Annotated in this window: 12 protein-coding genes and 1 pseudogene; 6 read left to right on the top strand and 7 right to left on the bottom strand. The window is 44.0% G+C overall.

The genetic code is table 11. From position 1 onward, the window contains the following. Positions 1 to 189: 189 nt before the first annotated feature. Positions 190 to 672: pseudogene (locus AB4138_RS22730) on the bottom strand (LuxR C-terminal-related transcriptional regulator); the annotation flags it as partial. On the opposite strand from AB4138_RS22730, the gene AB4138_RS22735 reads away from it, so the two are divergent. The 3 genes from AB4138_RS22735 to AB4138_RS22745 are packed head-to-tail and all read left to right on the top strand — an operon-like array spanning position 659 to position 2,349. Continuing rightward, positions 659 to 1,075 (top strand): curli production assembly/transport protein CsgE, encoded by a 417-nt coding sequence (locus tag AB4138_RS22735; RefSeq protein ID WP_372307813.1) that lies wholly within the window; start codon positions 659 to 661, stop codon positions 1,073 to 1,075. The pseudogene AB4138_RS22730 and the gene AB4138_RS22735 sit on opposite strands and share 14 nt — an antisense overlap. A 10-nt stretch (positions 1,076 to 1,085) precedes the next feature. Continuing rightward, positions 1,086 to 1,496, top strand: a complete 411-nt coding sequence (locus AB4138_RS22740; RefSeq protein WP_372307816.1) for a curli assembly protein CsgF — start codon at positions 1,086 to 1,088, stop codon at positions 1,494 to 1,496. Between the two features lie 16 nt (positions 1,497 to 1,512). Beyond that, entirely contained in the window at positions 1,513 to 2,349 is an 837-nt protein-coding gene (locus AB4138_RS22745) for a CsgG/HfaB family protein (RefSeq protein ID WP_050646260.1), read from the top strand. An 84-nt stretch (positions 2,350 to 2,433) separates the two neighbouring features. Here AB4138_RS22745 and AB4138_RS22750 read toward each other — a convergent pair whose 3' ends face one another. Both AB4138_RS22750 and AB4138_RS22755 read right to left on the bottom strand, forming a co-directional pair. After that, positions 2,434 to 2,856: a hypothetical protein gene (locus AB4138_RS22750; RefSeq protein ID WP_102321503.1), complete on the bottom strand. Its 423-nt coding sequence runs from the start codon at positions 2,854 to 2,856 to the stop codon at positions 2,434 to 2,436. Positions 2,857 to 2,987: 131 nt separating this feature from the next. Beyond that, positions 2,988 to 3,866: a TraB/GumN family protein gene (locus tag AB4138_RS22755; protein ID WP_372307818.1), complete on the bottom strand. Its 879-nt coding sequence runs from the start codon at positions 3,864 to 3,866 to the stop codon at positions 2,988 to 2,990. Between the two features lie 405 nt (positions 3,867 to 4,271). Here AB4138_RS22755 and AB4138_RS22760 point away from each other — a divergent pair, with 405 nt between their 5' ends. Together AB4138_RS22760 and AB4138_RS22765 are read left to right on the top strand one after the other, a co-directional pair. After that, on the top strand, positions 4,272 to 6,923 hold the full coding sequence (locus AB4138_RS22760; protein WP_017071188.1) for a beta-N-acetylhexosaminidase: 2,652 nt from the start codon (positions 4,272 to 4,274) through the stop codon (positions 6,921 to 6,923). 533 nt (positions 6,924 to 7,456) lie between these two features. Beyond that, a complete protein-coding gene (locus tag AB4138_RS22765; protein WP_017064150.1) occupies positions 7,457 to 8,149 on the top strand; it encodes an oligogalacturonate-specific porin KdgM family protein in 693 nt (230 codons plus the stop codon). A gap of 261 nt (positions 8,150 to 8,410) precedes the next feature. Here AB4138_RS22765 and AB4138_RS22770 read toward each other — a convergent pair whose 3' ends face one another. Both AB4138_RS22770 and AB4138_RS22775 read right to left on the bottom strand, forming a co-directional pair. After that, positions 8,411 to 8,851 (bottom strand): DUF411 domain-containing protein, encoded by a 441-nt coding sequence (locus tag AB4138_RS22770; RefSeq protein ID WP_248383887.1) that lies wholly within the window; start codon positions 8,849 to 8,851, stop codon positions 8,411 to 8,413. Next, on the bottom strand, positions 8,841 to 11,654 hold the full coding sequence (locus tag AB4138_RS22775; RefSeq protein WP_372307821.1) for a copper-translocating P-type ATPase: 2,814 nt from the start codon (positions 11,652 to 11,654) through the stop codon (positions 8,841 to 8,843). Before AB4138_RS22775 ends, AB4138_RS22770 begins: the two co-directional genes overlap by 11 nt. A gap of 302 nt (positions 11,655 to 11,956) precedes the next feature. Between AB4138_RS22775 and gltX the strand changes: the two genes are divergently transcribed. After that, on the top strand, positions 11,957 to 13,384 hold the full coding sequence (gltX, locus tag AB4138_RS22780) for a glutamate--tRNA ligase (RefSeq protein WP_017069020.1): 1,428 nt from the start codon (positions 11,957 to 11,959) through the stop codon (positions 13,382 to 13,384). A gap of 125 nt (positions 13,385 to 13,509) precedes the next feature. On the opposite strand, the gene AB4138_RS22785 is transcribed toward gltX, so the two are convergent. Both AB4138_RS22785 and AB4138_RS22790 read right to left on the bottom strand, forming a co-directional pair. Further along, positions 13,510 to 14,049, bottom strand: coding sequence for an isochorismatase family cysteine hydrolase (locus AB4138_RS22785; protein ID WP_017060533.1), 540 nt, complete (start codon positions 14,047 to 14,049; stop codon positions 13,510 to 13,512). A gap of 40 nt (positions 14,050 to 14,089) precedes the next feature. Beyond that, a complete protein-coding gene (locus AB4138_RS22790; protein WP_017060532.1) occupies positions 14,090 to 15,487 on the bottom strand; it encodes an FUSC family protein in 1,398 nt (465 codons plus the stop codon). Between the last annotated feature and the right edge of the window lie 283 nt (positions 15,488 to 15,770).

Here is a 15,770-nt window from a genome sequence, read left to right on the forward strand (position 1 = left end):
TTAAGATCCTGTCTATGATTGGCCGATTACATAAGAATAAGGCTTCTCAGCAATGAGAAGCCTTTTTCGTATTTGTAGTTTTTACAAGGGAGCAAGGCTGAAATGCTAGTTTCATCGAATACCGCTTTAGCATGTCTTTCCATATTCGAAATGTTATCGTTTTCTTATCGTGATAGCACCAAATCTTGGCTACTGGACGAACTCATTGGTTGCAATATTGTTCTTCACCCAGATCAAAGCTTGTAGGCGATTCTTCACCTTAATCTTTTTAAACGTATTATGAAGGTGCGCCTTAACGGTATTCTCACTGACATAAAGTGTATCCGCAATTTGCGTGTTAGACGCGCCATCACCGAGTAACTTAATGATCTGCTGCTCGCGTTTGGTCAGCTTGAGGTAATAAGGACTGGTTTTCGCGCACTGCCTCTCTCTGTAGAAGCTAATGTACTGGTAAATGAGCTTTCTACTCATCCACATTTCACCCTGTAAGATGCAGTTAAATCCGGTAACTAGCTTCTCAAGTGTATCTGATGCATAAAAAATACCGACCAAAAATTGCCACTTCAGCATCTCTGAATGAGGGAAATCATGTGGGGTATTGAGCAATACTTCATGGACGTCGCTTGCCACGTCATCTCTAAGCTCTTGGTACTTTTCAGTGTATTGTCTTGAAAACGGTGCTCCCTTAGAAAATGGAACAAAACCTGAGGATTCGACAAATAACCTGAAGGAAAAGTTTAACGACTTTAGCGAAGTTGACGGGATCATAGTGGATAGAACAATTACGCGCTTAGGCGATGAGTTCTACTTCTTCTTCTCGCAATCGCTCAACGAGAGTTATCCCAACCTTAAGGAAAATTTGACGGTAAAAGAGAGGCCAACGGCTTTATCTGGAAGCATCATAGAGGTTCAACACTCTAGAAAATCGATCTTCCGTACGGCGTTGTCCCCTGGTCGTAGACAAGCGAAAGAAAGAGCTGCCGATGCCACTCGAGTTGTAGGGAATTACATTATCAGATGGCAAGCAGAGAGACTCTTTCAGGACACTTACGATCTAGACCATGATGAATTTTAAGGAGCCAAGGATGTCGATATTTTTCAGAAAGGCCGCGCTCATTGCGCTGATAGTTTCGCCTTCGGTTTACTCAAGCGAATTAGTTTATACGCCCGTAAATCCAAGTTTTGGCGGAAACGCTTTAAACAGTTCTCACCTTTTTAATCACGCTAATGCTATCAATGATTATGAAGACCCAAGTGCAAGGGATATCTTTGATGAGCAAGAATCAGCCTTAGATCGTTTAGCGTCTAGTTTAGAGTCTCGTTTGATAAGCCAGTTGCTTGCTTATGTAGGTAACGGAAATACAGGGCAGTTAGAAACAGATGACTTTTTCCTCAATATTGTTGACGACTCCGGGACCTTACTCGTTCAAATCGTCGATAAAGCGACAGGGGAATCAACAGAAATCAGTGTTTCGGGACTAAACCCAGACCTCTAATCACAAGGATTGTGTTATGAAATCGATCATTATCGTCTTCTTGACCTTTGTGTTGGGAGGGTGCACTTACTCTATGCAAATTCCAGAGACTTCTGAAACGCCAAAACTGATGCCGAGAGGATCGACTTATACCGATCTCATCTCATTACCTCAGCCTCGCGGCAAAATATTGGTCTCAGTTTATGACTTTAGAGATCAAACAGGCCAATACAAGCCTCAGCCAAACAGTAACTTTTCCACAGCAGTGCCACAGGGTGGGACGTCTTTATTGACGACAGCACTTATCGACTCTCAGTGGTTTGTACCTCTGGAGCGTGAAGGGCTCCAAAACTTATTGACTGAACGTAAGATCATTCGAGCGGCTCAGAAAAAAGATAAGGTCGTAAATAATCATGGGGCAGACTTGTCGTCTTTGAGTTCCGCTAACATCGTCATCGAAGGCGGGATTGTGGCTTATGACTCGAATATCGTGACAGGCGGTGCGGGTGCTAAGTATCTTGGGATCGGTGGTTCTGGACAATATAGAACGGATCAAGTCACTGTGAATTTAAGAGCGGTTGACGTTAGAACCGGGCAAGTTCTATTGAGTGTCACCACCACTAAAACTATCTCTTCACACGAGATTGGGTTCGGCGCATTTCGATTTGTTGATTACAAAGAACTGTTGGAAGTTGAAATGGGCTATAGCCAAAATGAACCGGTCAATATTGCTGTGATGTCTGCTATTGATGCCGCGGTGATTCATTTGATTGTGAAAGGAATGAAGCGTGGAATGTGGTCGCCGGGCGATCCGAATGCATTAGAAAATCCGATTATCGCACGTTATTCCGAAGCGAGTACAGACATACTTTAAGCTACCGAGTAAGCAGCAAAATAGGGCTATGCGGAAAACGGACCTTTCCCTTAGCCCTGTTTTTTTCTTCAAGCAACTCAATGATCAATTCACATCGCACGTAATATCTTTTATCGGTGTTTCCGAGGTAACAAAACAAACATACGCTTCCGCTGGCTTATTCGGGCCTATTCGAATGTAACCTGCCTTTATTTCATCTTCATCAAACGTCACCGAGTGAGAGCTTCCCGTTTGGTTGTCGTAAAAGTTTGCTTCAAAATTGTTGTTCATTTGGCTTGCGATACGGTTTCGTGTTGTAGATGTTGTGAACGTAATATTGGCGCAGCGCATCGGTGGTTTCTCTGTAATCAAAAACTGTCCGCTTTCTTTATCTAATACACCGCCTTTGGTATCCGGTTGTATGTCTATCGCCTGAAACTGTTCAATGGTGCATGTTTCTTTGGCTGAGGCTATTGAGGGCATCAGCATCGTGAGGGCTAAAGGGAAAGCAAAAAGTACTGGTTTCATTAGAACAACGCCATAGGTAAAAAGAGCGAAAGATAATAGCACTGCAATGGTGCTATTAAATGTAAAGATTCTGTTATTAAGGAAATGCTTTTATAACGAAAACAAAATGAGGTTGAGCATCGTTAGCTTTTTTAGCTAGTCTCAAATTGACATTGGGCTGATTGGCTTTGTGATTGCTGAATGACACTGAAGCCTTTCTTTTCTAATAACTGTATAAGGTTACCTTCTCCAATTAGGTGCAAGGTACCAACTACTATCATGTAGTTCCCTTTAGTCTTAAGCTTCCAATCATTGGAGGATAGTTTGTTTGCCCAGTCTATGTTGCGATCGGTTAAGAATGCTTTCTCAAGTTCAGGCGACATCTCTGACAGTTCTGAGAAGGCTTCCAGCTTCGCTAAATCACCCGCTTTCCAGCTTTCAATCAGGCAATGAACCACGCGATCAGTTTGGTCAAATTCTTCAAGGCTACTGACTAACCACTCTTTACCGTCGTCCTTTTGTTTTGTCATCAGGTCTATTTGGAATTGCAGAGGCTCCAAACTGATAACCGGAACATCTTGGGTAGTCGCTTTGTTCGCTAGCGTCGCATCAACGCCGCTGGCGGAGCCATAACCAAGGTTTTTTAACTGCTGCATTTGTATGGAGAGAGAAGTTGCCCAAGGCGGTGAGCGAAGCAGTTGTTGCGTCGGCATGCCCAATGATTTTGATATGTCGGTTAATAATTGCAGCTGTTCTGTATTGAGTACATCGGCAGTCGTGAGTTTGTTGCGGGGATATACAACGCCATCAGACTTTCTGATATCCGTTTCGATAACTAACCCATCACTGTTTTTTAGCGCATCGGTGATCGCTGAAGGAAGTGGGTACATACTCTCGTCCCCAACGTGCACGGAACCTAAGATAGTGAGTGTCAGTTCATCCTTTTTTGCTTGCCAATAAAGGGGCTCGGCGACCGCTTGCCTAGCTGAAAAAGCGAGAACGAATAAAACCATGTAGAAGAATGGGCGCAAAGGGAGCTCCTTTAGGAAGTATTAAACTCGTCAAAATCGATTTTGACGTTGTTTTTTAACGGTTTTTTTTGAGAACGATGTCACGTTGTTTGTACGAAAAGTATAACAACACCAAAAAACTCTTAAACCTTTCTCAGTAACAACGACACGATTTTATGAAATCCTTTCAAAAGATTGTGATTCAATTCTCAAATGTTACGTCAAAATAAAACTGACGGAACTGTCGATGTCGGTAACTTTATGATTTTAATAAGGTTAATTTTATCAATATTTTTTTAGATTTGAAGTCGATCACGTTATTAACTTGATTTAATTCACGGTAAAAAATAAGCCCATATAGTTTATCTAACTTTCGAAGCGCTCCATTTTGCTTCTTACTCAATTTTTAATTTATGGGTGAATACGATGTTGAAGAGAAACTTACTATCTGTAGCGGTATTGGCTGGCCTAACAGGTTGTGCAGTAACGCAAGCACCAGAACAAAAAGTAGTGAATGCACTGGCTGATAATCTTGATGTTCAGTACGAAATTCTAACTAATCATGGTGCGAATGAAGGCTTGGCTTGTCAGGACCTAGGTGCTGAATGGGCGTCATGTAATAAAGTGAACATGACGCTAACCAATGACGGTGAAGCGATTGACTCTAAAGATTGGAGCATCTACTTCCACAGTATTCGTCTTATTTTAGATGTTGATAATGAGCAATTTAAGATCACTCGCGTTACTGGTGACCTTCACAAGCTAGAACCTACTGAAAAATTTGACGGCTTTGCGGCTGGTGAAGAAGTGGTTCTTCCGTTAACGAGTGAATACTGGCAACTGTTTGAAACTGACTTTATGCCAGGTGCATTCGTGACGGCGCCAAACGCAGAACCTAAGATGATTGCATCATTGAATACAGAAGATGTTGCATCGTTCGTAACTGGTCTAGAGGGTAATAACCTTAAGCGTACGCCTGATGATAATAACGTAATGGCGACAGCGGTGACGCGTTTTGAAAAGAATGCTGATCTAGCAACGCAAGACGTATCAACTACTTTACTACCAACGCCAATGTCGGTAGAAGCCGGTGAAGGTTCAGTTAGCATTGCTGGTGGTATTGCCCTACCTAAAGACGCATTCGACGCTGAGCAATTCGCAGCAATTGAAGAACGTGCAGATGTGGTAAACGTAGATGTGAGTGGCGACCTACCTGTGAGTGTCGCTGTTGTTCCTACTCAGTTTACGGGTGATTTAGCGAAATCTGGCGCTTATGAACTAAGCATCTCGGAAGAGGGGATTGCAATTAAAGCGTTTGATAAAACGGGTGCTTTCTACGCAGTTCAGTCTATTTTTGGCCTAATAGATAGTCAGAACGCTGAATCATTACCACAACTGTCAATTAAAGATGCGCCGCGCTTTGATTATCGTGGTGTGATGGTGGACGTGGCTCGAAACTTCCACTCAAAAGATGCCATCCTAGCAACGCTAGATCAAATGGCGGCATACAAGATGAATAAACTGCACCTTCACCTAACGGATGATGAAGGTTGGCGTTTAGAAATTCCAGGTTTACCAGAGCTAACGGATGTAGGGTCTAATCGTTGTTTTGATTTGGATGAACAAAGCTGCTTACTGCCTCAGCTAGGTTCTGGTCCAACAACAGACAACTTTGGCTCTGGTTTCTTTAGTAAAGCGGATTACGTCGAGATCCTAAGCTACGCTAAAGCGCGCAGCATCGAAGTTATCCCTGAAATTGATATGCCAGCACACGCTCGTTCAGCTGTGGTATCAATGGAAGCGCGTTACACTCGTCTCATGGCGGAAGGCAAAGAAGCAGAAGCGAACGAATACCGCTTGATGGATCCGCAAGATACATCGAATGTAACCACGGTTCAGTTCTACGATAAGCAAAGCTTCATTAACCCATGTATGGAGTCATCAACTCACTTCGTCGATAAAGTAATCTCTGAAGTGGCGGCAATGCACCAAGAAGCGGGCGTACCGCTAACGACTTGGCACTTCGGCGGCGATGAAGCGAAAAACATCAAGTTAGGCGCAGGCTTACAAGATATTAATGCAGAAGATAAAGTGGCTTGGAAAGGCAACATCGATTTGTCTAAGCAAGATAAGCCGTTCCAACAATCACCACAATGTCAGTCATTGATCGCTGATGGTACTGTAAGCGATTTCGGTCATCTACCAAGCCACTTCGCAGAACAGGTTTCTAAGATTGTTGCTGAGAAGGGTATTCCCCACTTCCAAGCATGGCAAGATGGTCTGAAATACAGCGAAGGCGAGGAAGCATTTGCGACCGAAAGTACACGCGTGAACTTCTGGGACGTTCTTTACTGGGGCGGAACTTCATCAGTATACGATTGGTCAGCAAAAGGGTATGACGTGATTGTCTCTAACCCAGACTACGTATACATGGATATGCCATACGAAGTTGATGCAGCTGAGCGTGGTTACTACTGGGCAACACGTGCAACCGATACTCGTAAGATGTTTGGCTTCGCACCAGAAAACATGCCACAAAACGCAGAAACATCATTAGACCGTGATGGCAATGGTTTTACTGGTAAAGGTGAGGTTGAAGCGAAACCTTTCTACGGTCTGTCAGCTCAACTTTGGTCAGAAACAGTACGTACTGACGAGCAATATGAATACATGGTGTTCCCTCGCGTATTGGCAGCAGCAGAGCGCGCATGGCACCGAGCAGATTGGGAAAACGACTACAAGGTTGGTGTTGAATACTCTCAAGAAACTAACTTAGTGAATAAGCAAGCGTTGAACAGCGACTTTAATCGCTTCGCGAATATTCTTGGTCAACGTGAGCTAGCTAAGCTAGAAAAAGCGGGTATTGATTACCGACTACCAGTTCCAGGTGCGAAGGTTGTTGACGGTAAGCTAGCGATGAACGTTCAATTCCCAGGTGTAGAGCTGCAATACTCTGCTGATGGCGAAAACTGGCTAACATACGATGAGCAACAACGTCCATCAGTTTCTGGTGAGACTTACATCCGCTCTATTTCAGAAAGTGGTGAGAAAGTAAGTCGAGTGACCTCAGTTAAATAATCGATAAGCACTATTAGTAGAAGAGCTCCTGACCTTTATCTTATTCAAGATAAAACGGGAGCTCTTTTTGTTTACTGCGAATTAGGTGCATATCCAAAACTGAAACATATAGAAATCGCCTTTGGTCATATCATCAACAATGCACATAAGGTGACTTTAATCCCAAAAGTGACGCGCTTCTCATTATTCTCTTCAAAAAATAAGCCCCCTGTAAAAAACTCTAAATCAGATGTGATTCAACTATCTAGATCTAATTTTTCTTCGTGAAATAACGTGATCCCGATCTGTATATTTTTCCATCTTAAGTTTTTTATCAATTTTTATGTTTTTAAGTTGTTGATTTTAAAGTTTTAAATAACTTGTCTTTTTTTGATAGTGAGAGGGATCACTCTGCTGTCCCTTTTATTTTTAAACGCGAATTAATTCGAGCAACATAGATTTCATGCCAGGGAGGCTACCAACTACTCAAGCGGTGAAGGTGAATGATGTACCGAAGATGTGCCGCTGAAAAAATTAAACTAAGGCAGTTTACTATGAAAAAAATTATCGCTCTAAGTGCTCTTTCTCTTGCTTTCGCTTCTAGTGCTTTTGCTGGTTCTTCTTACGTAACGGGTAACATCCAAATTCATGACGATGGCCGTATCCACGGTTCTGACATGACTTCTACGCTAGAAGCTGGTCACACGTTTGACAACTCTCTAGGCGGCTTCACGGTTTATTCTGAGTTTGATGGTATCCAACTGGGCAAACTTGAATCTGAAAATGGCGGTGCAGGTAATACTACTCCAGGCATCACTGTAGGTGGTGAGCAATCTTTCAACATCACTGACAACCTATGGGTTGCTGCGGGTTACCAACACCTATTCTCTGCAGGCGAAAGCATTCAGTTCCGTCCACTAGTTAAGATCGGTTACAACTTCGACAACGGCATCTCTATTAGTAACCGTACTCGTGCACACATCGATGATACTTCAGCTAATGCTGACACAGACTACCGCATGGATAACCGCATTGCTTACACAGTGAATGCTGACCTAGCGCTTAGCTACAACAACGTATACATGATTGATGCTGAAGCGATGGACCACGAGTTACGTGCAACATGGACTCGTCAAGGTGTTCAACCTTACTTTGAATTCCGTAGCCAAGCTAACGGTGTAGATTTCGCAAACGGCGATTCTAAGCAGAACAACGCATTCGTATTCGGTGCTTCTTACGGCTTCTAAGCTGATTCGCTTGGTTGCTTAGTCTATTAGATTATTAGCCGAGTGAGCTTCTTCGCTAAATAGCTTTTTGCTAAATAGCTTGCTAGCTAATTAGCGAGGGGAACATAGCGGTACTAACAGCCCGGTTGGTGCCGCGACAAGATTTGCTTTACTGTCCAAAAGCAAAGAGCCTAGCAAGTAAACCACAGTCTTGGGTTTACTGAATGCTAGGCTCTATTTTTATGACTTCTTTTTATTGCTGTGTGTTGGTCTGTTTAGGTTCTATTTTCCGTTGTAGTGACGGTATTCAAACACCTGACCTTTTTCATTAAACGCATACACAGAATACTCGTCTTTCTTATCGCCATACTCCATGCCTGGCGAACCCATTGGCATACCCGGAACCGCTAAACCAATCGCATTACGTGGTGGGTTTTCTAGAAAGGCTTTAATGTCATCTGCTGGAATGTGTCCTTCAAATACGTAACCGTCGATCTCTGCAGTGTGGCAAGAGGCTAACTCCTGTGTTACCCCTAGCTTCTGCTTGATTGGGTTCATATCATCGTGGAGCTTCTCAGTAACATCGAACCCAGCATCTCGCATATGTTCTGTCCATTCAGTGCAGCAGCCGCAATATGGAGATTTATGGTTTAGCACATCAGTAGCCAAAGCCTGTCCTGAAATTGCAGCGAGTGCAGTAAGAGTCATAACTTTACGAATCATGGTTAACCTCATGAATATGGTTATTATTGATATTAGAATGAGTGGGTTTGAACAATCTCAGCCTGTTGGCGTTGCTTACCACAGTAATTGACGACATCGCCATTGCTGCACCTGCAACTACTGGGCTAAGCAAAAATCCAAAAAACGGGTAGAGCAGACCGGCCGCAATAGGAATGCCAAGCGAGTTGTAGATGAAGGCACCAAATAGGTTTTGCTTCATGTTTCTCACGGTCGCTTGGGACAGTTCTATCGCGTTACTTACAGACAGTGGCGACGAGTTGAGGAGTGTCATTTGTGCACTTTCAATCGCAACATCACTGCCACTGCCCATTGCGATACCTATGTCGGCCTGAGCAAGCGCTGGTGCATCGTTAATGCCATCTCCAACCATAGCCACACTCTTATATTGTTGTTGAAGCTGAACAATATGCTGAGCTTTCTGCTCTGGTAGTACTTCCGAGATAACCTCATCAATACCGACGCTTTTGCCAATCGCTTGAGCAACAGAATCGTTGTCGCCTGTTAATAGCACAGTGTGAATTCCGGCGGATTTTAGTTGAGCAATGGCTTGTGTGCTATCTATTTTTAATGCGTCTGAAATGCCTAATATGCCTACCAGTTTTTGGTCGATGACTACGAAGATTGGCGTCCATGCTTGTGTACGGCAAAGTTCGATAAAGTCACGGCCTATTTGAGTATCAATACCAAGTTGGGTTAGGTATTTAAGAGAGCCGACTTGGACGTGTTTTCCGTTAATGTTGGCTTGTACTCCAAGGCCTCGGCGGTTTTCAAATTCGCTGTGTGGGAGTACTGAAACTTCCAAGCTCTCTGCATATTGGCAAACGGCTTTGGCGAGTGGGTGCTCAGATCCTACTTCCACTGAATAAGCGTAAGCCAGTAATTCCCGTTCCGTTAGATTAGGGTAAAAGGCCTGTTGAACGGTTGGTTTTCCTTGGGTCAATGTGCCTGTTTTATCAAACACAACAGCATCGATTTTGCTAGCTGATTGCAATACATCGGCGTCTTTGATTAGAACGCCAAACTCAGCGGCTTTGCCAACGCCGACAGTAATTGAAAGTGGTGTCGCAAGGCCTAATGCACATGGGCAAGCGATGATCAGCACGGTCGTCGATACGACAAGCATGTAGCTTGCACTTGGTTGTGGGCCAACAAAAAACCAAACTAAGGCGGCAATGGCAGCGATCGCGACTACAACAGGAACGAAAACAGCAGAGATAGAGTCGGCAAGCTTGGCAATTGCAGGTTTACTGCTTTGTGCTTGGCGAACCATCTGGATAATGCGAGCCAACATAGTGCTTGAGCCAATTCCTGTCGCTTCAATAATTAAGCTGCCGTCACCATTAATGGTACCTGCAGAAACGCCATCATTAACTGATTTTACGTTGGGAAGCGGCTCACCAGTTAGCATGGATTCATCGATGTAAGACTCACCTGATACCACAACTCCATCAACCGGTACTTTCTCACCCGGTTTGACACGTATCTGCATACCCACTTGGATAGCTTCTACAGCAATGATTTGCTCTTTGCCATCGACGATAACCATCGCTTTTTGAGGCTGTAAATTAATCAGTGCCTGTAGCGATTTTGTAGTGCGAGCTTTGGCTTTGGCCTCGATGTAGTGACCCAAAGAAATAAGGCCAATGATCATCGCGCTCGCCTCAAAGTAGACGTGGCGAGAAGCTTCAGGGAACCATGATGGAATGAGCACAACCAACATTGAGTAGAACCATGCTGCGCCTGTACCCAAAGCTACTAGCGTGTCCATGGTCGCGCGTTTATGCATCAAGGATTGCCAAGCATTGGTGAAGAAGCTGCGTCCAGAAGTGGCTAACAACACTAAACAAACCACACCAATGAATCCCCAAGCCAGTTGGTCGTTAAATGTAGTAATGGTCATGCTGCCGCCGAACACGCCCCATGCCATTAGCGGAGCCCCAAGCAGTAGTGCGCTCACTGAGTTTTTCAGGAAGGCCTTTTGAGTGCGAAGTTGCTGTTCTTGTTGTTTTTGCTGTTGAGTCGCTGCATCGTCGACAAACTCGGCGCCATAACCTGCAGCTTTCACCGATTTGATTAGAGCGTTTTCAATGATGTCTCTTGTTTGAGAGGTGAAAACCAAGGCAGTCTGCTCTGCAAGGTTAATCTGTGCTTGGTCGACGAACTCATTCTTTTTCAATGCTTTTTCGACCGAAGAAACGCAACTCGCACACGTCATTCCCTCAAGAACAAGGTGATAGGTATATTGGCTAGCAACGGGTTCAGTTAAAGTTGCTTCTGTAGGCGCCAGCTTTTTATCTTCTTCTAAATCTGAACTCGATGAAAGGTCATTCGTTTCAGAGTAGGGAGCTGCGTGATAACCCACGCTTTCGACCAGCTCAATAACCTCGGATTCAGAAAGCAGAGTAACCAGTGATAGCTCCTGTTTGCTGACTTCTAGGTTTGAGGTTTGCTCGGTTTGTTCAAGCGCTTGAGTCAGTTTGCTTACACACTTTCCGCAGCTGAGGCCGGATAGCGAAAGGTGCAGCTGATTACCCATAGAATAGCCAAGCGTTGCTAACTGTTCGTTGAGCTGAATGTAACTAGAAGGAGTCGAAATATCGATGTAGGTTGGCGATATGTCATTGATCGTCGTGTTGTTGAGATCGCCAAACAGTGTGCGGACTTTCTTTGCACAACCCATGCAATTTAGGCCGTTGAGCGCGGTTGCGTAGTGATTCATATCGATACTCCAATTCTCATCTACGCCTAACATAAACCTTCCCGTAAGGGTAAGGTCAAACATAAATTCAAGAATTTGATCTTAGTAGAATATGAATGAGTGAGTTACGTTTGTGGATACGCGGGGAACTAAAGTAAAGCGTGGTTTTTATTTATTGGTTACAGGCTGTAGATTTTCGACTTCGAAGCTGGATTTAGCCTTTCTACAATCGCTTTCGCACAAGATCAGCACATTAATCATTCACAACTGATTGTAGATTTAAGCGGTGGTGATAAAATAGCGCCCAAAATTTAGTGATATTTGTCTGCTGCAGGCTTTGTAATAGCGATCACTAAAAGAATCACCTACATAATCAAGGTATTTAAATGACGGTTAAAACTCGTTTTGCTCCTAGCCCAACTGGCTATCTTCACGTTGGTGGTGCACGTACTGCACTTTACTCTTGGCTATTCGCTAAGAATCAAGGTGGTGAATTCGTTCTACGTATCGAAGACACGGACCTTGAGCGTAACTCTCAAGAAGCGGTTGATGCAATTCTAGAAGGCATGCAATGGATGGGTATGGAATGGGACGAAGGTCCTTACTACCAATCTAAGCGTTTTGACCGTTACAACGAAATGGTTGATAAGCTACTTGCTGAAGACAAAGCATTCAAATGCTACGCGTCTAAAGAACTGCTTGATGAAATTCGTGCAGAGCAAGAAGAAAACAAAGAAATGGCTCGTTACGATGCGAACCACCCTAAAATTGTTGCAGCAAACGAAGCAGCAAAAGAAGGTGATGCATGTGTTATCCGTTTCCGTAACCCGAAAGAAGGCAGCGTAGTATTTGATGACCAAATCCGTGGTCGCATTGAAATCGCGAACAGCCAACTTGATGACCTAATCATTCGTCGTACAGACGGTGCACCAACATACAACTTCGTAGTGGTTGTGGATGACTGGGATATGGGTATTACACACGTTGTTCGTGGTGAAGATCACATCAACAACACACCTCGTCAAATCAACATCTATGAAGCACTAGGCGCGCCAGTTCCAACTTTCGCTCACTGTGCAATGATTCTTGGTGATGACGGTGCAAAACTTTCTAAGCGTCACGGTGCTGTTTCTGTAATGCAATACCGCGACGAAGGTTACCTACCAAATGCACTAAACAACTACCTAGTTCGTTTAGGTTGGTCTCACGGTGACCAAGAGATCTTCTCTCAAGAAGAGATGATTGAATTCTTCAGCCTGAACGCTATCAGCAAGTCTGCTTCTGCATTCAACACTGATAAGCTACTTTGGTTGAACAACCACTACATCAAGACTTCTGAGCCTGAGTACGTTGCTAAATACCTGCAATGGCACCTAGACGCACAGAAGATCGATACAACAAACGGCCCAGCTATCACTGAAGTGATCAAGCTAGTTGGCGAGCGTTGTAACACGCTTATCGAACTTGCTGAGCAATCTCGTTACTTCTATGAAGATTTCTCTGAGTTTGAAGCTGGCGCAGCGAAGAAGCACCTACGTGGTGTTGCTAAAGGCCCACTAGAGCTTGCTCTTGCTAAGGTTGAAGCACTTGAAGATTTCACTACTGCAAACATCAAAGATGGTGTAATTGCAGCTGTATGTGAAGAGCTAGAGATCGGCATGGGTAAAATCGGTATGCCACTTCGTGTAGCAGTAACAGGCGGTGGTCAGTCTCCTTCTGTTGATGCTGTGATGGAGCTTGTTGGTAAAGAGCGCGTAATCGCTCGTATCAAGATGGCTCTTGAGTTCATCGCTGAGCGTGAAGCTAACGCTTAATCCTATTTCTCTTGTTTGAGATAGAATGTACTTGAGATAGAACGATCATCAGCCGACAGCTTAATTCGCTGTCGGCTTTTTATTGTTTAATGAAAATACGGTCAACGTATTTTAGGACGAGACAGTTATAGCAAGTCTTGAGCTTTTGCTAAAACACTGAGTTTTGGGAATATATTTTGGCAGCTGTGCTGGTGGTTCATCGGGTTCATATCTGCAATCGCATCTTCGACAATCACCACGTTATAACCCAGTTCAAATGCTTGTCTAGCCGTTGATTCGACCCCAATACTTGTTGCTACCCCGGTCAGATAAATATCCGTAATACCTTGCTCACAAAGCTGCTTCTGCAAATCTGTGTTGGTAAATGCACCCCAGGAATATTTGGTTAGATAGCGATAATTAGGGTTTAGGCGCAGGCTTTCGATGACCTCTCCCCATACGATCTTTGATGCGTCAGGCTGAGCCGCTTTATTTTGCAGTTCCGTTCGGCCTTGTGGACGACCGGCTACATTAACAATAATTACGGGTAAATCAGCATCATCAAATGCATCGCAGAGAGCAAGGCTATTCTCTATGATCGGTCGGGACACGGTTTCCGGTAATTGATCAACGATACCTTGTTGCAGGTCGATAACGACAAGCGCAGAGCATTTACTCATTTTCATTACTTTATGCCTTAGTGGTCTTTGTGTGAGGTTATAGTGGTTAACTTTTACGGTGTATTAAGCGGGTGTAAAAGCGGATGAAAGCCAGTGCAACCATCATATAAATGAGTAGGTTCAAAGGGGTAGTGACGTCATAAACAGGCACAAGTTGCGTTGCGCTCATGGTAATCATTACTAATAGGTTGCCCCCGAGAACTCGATAGACCATCCACTGATTACCAGCGAACAGGCGATACACCGTAAAGACATTAACAAAGTAAAATGCCATTAATTGCCATACTTCGGTCATCGAAGGTAACAGCAGAACATACTGAATGAGGAACAGTGACCCAAAGGCTAAGTAGCCAATGGTCCAGTGCTTTATCATTTGCCTAGGCATGTTGCTTAATATCAAGGCGCAAATGGCACTGTTAATGATGAACAGACTTCCCGACGATATTGGTAGATATATCCAGACTAGAATTGCTGAGATGAAGCTCATTGTGCCGACTAACGTATTGCTTAATCGTTGCTGGCTGTTGTCAAGTAATCGGGCAAATAAGCGCTTTTTCTTAAAGTTACCCTGGTAGAATTGTTTGACTGTCTCTGGAAAAGGGGGCTTGTAATCGACATTAACCGATGATGCTTCAATAAAAGCCATAGCCTGGTTAAGTATCGAAAAATCATTGTGATCAACCCCTTGATCATGGGCGTTTTGCAGTAACTGTTTGGCTACCCAGATTGCTTGAGTTTGCTGTTGATGCTTCCACTGCTTTCTGGCAGGCATACGGCCATGCAAATCGGGCAGGCGCATCAGATCGTTCAGCGCTTTGAAGGTCGGGCTTTCAATATTTAACTCGCAGCTCGTGTGTAACTGGAAACGCTGCGCTGAGTCATTGTAAGCGAGTGAATGAATGAGGGGAGACATCGCCTCTAAAACAACACTGACTTCGTTGTTAAAGCGTGTGTCATCATCCTCAGGCCAAACCACGCTATAGATGGTCGTATAGACCACGAAGCCAAGCAGGGTTTCTTGCAGCCTTAGTACCGCAATATTAAATGTAGCTACACCATCAAAGCTGCCAGATATCGCCAGCAGGATGCAGACAATAAATGCCGTAATGTAAGCATAGCCGATGACCGGATCGGAACCCATGTATATACAAATTGCGAGTAACAGTGCGATGTTTGCTAAAAAATAATATCGATCTTGCCCAAAAACAGCGATTAACCAAAGCCCGACAAACGCGCCACAAAGCGTCCCCAACAATCTGAGAATGCCTTTTTTCTTGCCAGCAGTAATAGTATCAGTGATGGCCAATATATTGACCACGATAGCCGCCCAGTAAGGCTTCTCAAGGTTAAAATACAACGCAAGGTAGATAGCTAAACAAAATGCTAGGGCAACCTTTATGGCATTCTTGGCTGGAGTGCTCAGTGACTTTATAATGAGTAGCATAGTGGGGTTTAGCGGCAGAGGGATCGAATACGAGGATATTGCCTGATCTTTTGGTCAGCCTAAACTCTAGTTTGAAGGCCTTGATCCATCAAATATAGCAACTCTATTGCATCGTTTAACATTCAGGGGAAGGGGGGCGATCAGTCACTCTACTTATACGATATTGTTCGATGCTGATAATGATCGATAGATCTTCTAATAGTTAATAGCGATAGAACATCAGGTTTATCGTTCTTCTAAGCTGGCTAGTTGTTCCGATTATTTTAGGTTCATCGCGGCTTTC

Origin of the sequence: Vibrio sp. 10N.286.52.C3 (genome assembly GCF_041468865.1) — a bacterium.
In the GTDB taxonomy this organism is placed as follows: domain Bacteria; phylum Pseudomonadota; class Gammaproteobacteria; order Enterobacterales; family Vibrionaceae; genus Vibrio; species Vibrio crassostreae_C.

What these genes read in the sequence shown, in the direction of transcription:
- AB4138_RS22740 (WP_372307816.1), top strand. Translation starts at nt 1,086, where the DNA reads ATGTCGATATTTTTCAGAAAGGCCGCGCTCATTGCGCTGATAGTTTCG.
- AB4138_RS22745 (WP_050646260.1), top strand. Translation starts at nt 1,513, where the DNA reads ATGAAATCGATCATTATCGTCTTCTTGACCTTTGTGTTGGGAGGGTGC.
- AB4138_RS22750 (WP_102321503.1), bottom strand. Translation starts at nt 2,856, where the DNA reads ATGAAACCAGTACTTTTTGCTTTCCCTTTAGCCCTCACGATGCTGATG.
- AB4138_RS22760 (WP_017071188.1), top strand. Translation starts at nt 4,272, where the DNA reads ATGTTGAAGAGAAACTTACTATCTGTAGCGGTATTGGCTGGCCTAACA.
- AB4138_RS22765 (WP_017064150.1), top strand. Translation starts at nt 7,457, where the DNA reads ATGAAAAAAATTATCGCTCTAAGTGCTCTTTCTCTTGCTTTCGCTTCT.
- AB4138_RS22770 (WP_248383887.1), bottom strand. Translation starts at nt 8,851, where the DNA reads ATGATTCGTAAAGTTATGACTCTTACTGCACTCGCTGCAATTTCAGGA.
- AB4138_RS22775 (WP_372307821.1), bottom strand. Translation starts at nt 11,654, where the DNA reads ATGTTTGACCTTACCCTTACGGGAAGGTTTATGTTAGGCGTAGATGAG.
- gltX (WP_017069020.1), top strand. Translation starts at nt 11,957, where the DNA reads ATGACGGTTAAAACTCGTTTTGCTCCTAGCCCAACTGGCTATCTTCAC.
- AB4138_RS22785 (WP_017060533.1), bottom strand. Translation starts at nt 14,049, where the DNA reads ATGAAAATGAGTAAATGCTCTGCGCTTGTCGTTATCGACCTGCAACAA.
- AB4138_RS22790 (WP_017060532.1), bottom strand. Translation starts at nt 15,487, where the DNA reads ATGCTACTCATTATAAAGTCACTGAGCACTCCAGCCAAGAATGCCATA.